The following is a 2,324-nucleotide window of genomic DNA, read 5'->3' on the forward strand; positions in this document are numbered from 1 at the left end:
AGTCTCTGCGTATAAATTAACCTTATTCCTCTCTTTTGTGCTTTCTTTTTATAGGTCTTAATTTAGTGCTTTTTATTAAAATGCTAACTTAAGCCGTATATAATTAATGGCTGGTTTTAGCTTGCTTACGAAAATCCTCGCGGATTTTCTATTCAGTTTTTATTTACTAAATTCCGTACTTAAACACGCCACTAATCATATACATAAACGTTAGCAAACATTTAATAAAAACGAACCAGATTCAACTAAAAAATCAAACTTATGGAATTAAAAGATTTTATTAAAACTACAATTACTCAAATTTCTCAAGGAATTATTGAGGCTCAAGAGGAACTCAAGGGAACTGATATGATAGTCAATCCTTCTGGATTAGCAACCAATACGAATGGAGATAAATATTTAAGAACAAACGGATGGAGGTATGTTCAAAATATAGAAATAAATGTCGGAGTTACTGCTTTAGAAAAAGAAGGTGGAAAAGCAGGTATTGGAATTATAACAGGTATATTTTCAGGTGGAGCACAGGCATCTACTGATAATTCGAATCAAATAGTTAGTACAATTAAATTTGATATTCCAGTTGCTTTGCCTTCAAGTGCTACACCAAAAGGACATAAAGCTACCGTAACTAGTTCAACTTTCTAATTATAATGCAATTGCCGAGAAGGAAGATTTGATAGGAAGAATAAACAAAAAAACGTTTGCTAACACCGTATAAAAATAATTGCGGCTTAGTGCTTAATCAAAGGTCGTTGCGTGTTTGTAACGTCTGATTTTCCTGCGGAAAATCCTCGCATACAAACCCGCAACTATTCTTATACATAAACGTTAGCAACAATTTAAATGAACTCATCGCTTAAATTAATATTACTGTTTTTTATTCCACTTTTTTCATTTGGACAAGAGAAGGATTTTTATGATTTAGATAATTCTTACCACGAATTATACAGTAAACTAAAAGTAAAATCCTTAAAAGTGTTAACGAAGGAATTTGATAACGGAAAATTAAAAGAAGAATATATCGAGCTAATCCAAGATTTTGCTACAAATGGAGATATTATTAGAGAACGTGAGTTCTATGATTCAGATTCTACAGACGGTTGGGACGTGAAATATAAGTACAATGACAATCATCAAACTGTAAGAACAGAATGGACTTGGTTAGACGAGAAAGACCAAGATTTAACTAAATATGAATACGATTCGGACAATAAACTAATTAAGAGCTGTGATTATTATAAAAGCACAAATGCAACCGAATTTCTTCTTGAAGAATGTCTAATTTATATTTATCGGAAAAACCGAATATTTAAGGTCAAAACTACAGTAAATGAACTTAAAAATTATTACAAGAAAAAAGGAGATTTTGTTTTTGGTTATTCCGCAGATAAAAAATTAAAGTATAAATACAAAAACGGAGAATTTGTCTATCAAAATATGGATTCAATTATATTCAGATATGACAGAAATGATATCGGACAAATTATAAAAACTACGAAAACAGATAATAGTGGAAATTTAATATTTAATACATTTTATGAATATTCAAACGGACTATTAACGAAAGTAGTTTCTAAAGACAAAAACGGAATTTTAAGACGAGAAGAAGATTATCAATACGAATATTACGAATAAAAACTGTTGCTAACACCGTATATAATTTATTGCTAGTTCTAGCCTACTTACGAAAATCCTCGCGGATTTTCTATTCGGTTTTTATTTGCTAAATTAGGTGCTTAAAACACGCAACAAACCATATACAAACACGTTGTACACAAGCTAAAAACTCACTCAAACTTGATAAAAAAGATACTAATTGGGATTTTACTACTCGGAATTATAGCCATAATCGGATTCGTTGTTTTAATGGCAAACTTTGAGATTTTCGACGAACCAACTGAAACCGAATTAAAAGCGGAATGCGATTACGAAAGTTTGCGGAAAATAAAAATGACTGAAATGACTGGAAATGCGACTACGAATCGGTCAATTCATATTTACGCGACTGAATGCAATTACGACGAAAAAAATGAACCTGAACCAATCTTTGTTGCAAGTGCTGGATTTATAAAACCAAAAGATGTAAATTTTGAGTGGAAAAGTTTTGATACTTTAACAATTCGATACAATAAAAAGTTAGAGATTTTTAAACAAAAAAAAGAATCGGAATCTATAAATCCGAAAATAGTATTTGAATATATAACTGAATAAAAAGCCTGTGTACAACAAAGTACTGTGGTAAAAAACAAGTAAAAACTCATTAATTTCCTACTAAAACACTTCTATAATTATTATCATAGGTTAATCCTGATTTGGCTATGGCA

General features: G+C 30.4%; 3 protein-coding genes. All 3 read left to right on the plus strand.

Annotated elements, in window-relative coordinates; all coding sequences use genetic code 11:
• Nucleotides 1–261 precede the first annotated feature (261 nt).
• Entirely contained in the window at nt 262–645 is a 384-nt protein-coding gene (locus tag ACFFVB_RS16095; RefSeq protein ID WP_382384251.1) for a hypothetical protein, read from the plus strand.
• Between the two features lie 198 nt (nt 646–843).
• On the plus strand, nt 844–1,635 hold the full coding sequence (locus tag ACFFVB_RS16100) for a hypothetical protein (protein ID WP_382384252.1): 792 nt from the start codon (nt 844–846) through the stop codon (nt 1,633–1,635).
• A 162-nt stretch (nt 1,636–1,797) separates the two neighbouring features.
• The gene (locus ACFFVB_RS16105; protein ID WP_382384253.1) at nt 1,798–2,211 is read left to right on the plus strand and encodes a hypothetical protein; all 414 of its coding nucleotides are present in this window, start codon (nt 1,798–1,800) and stop codon (nt 2,209–2,211) included.
• The last annotated feature ends 113 nt before the right edge of the window (nt 2,212–2,324 follow it).

Source organism: Formosa undariae, from assembly GCF_042427615.1.
Lineage (GTDB): Bacteria > Bacteroidota > Bacteroidia > Flavobacteriales > Flavobacteriaceae > Formosa > Formosa undariae.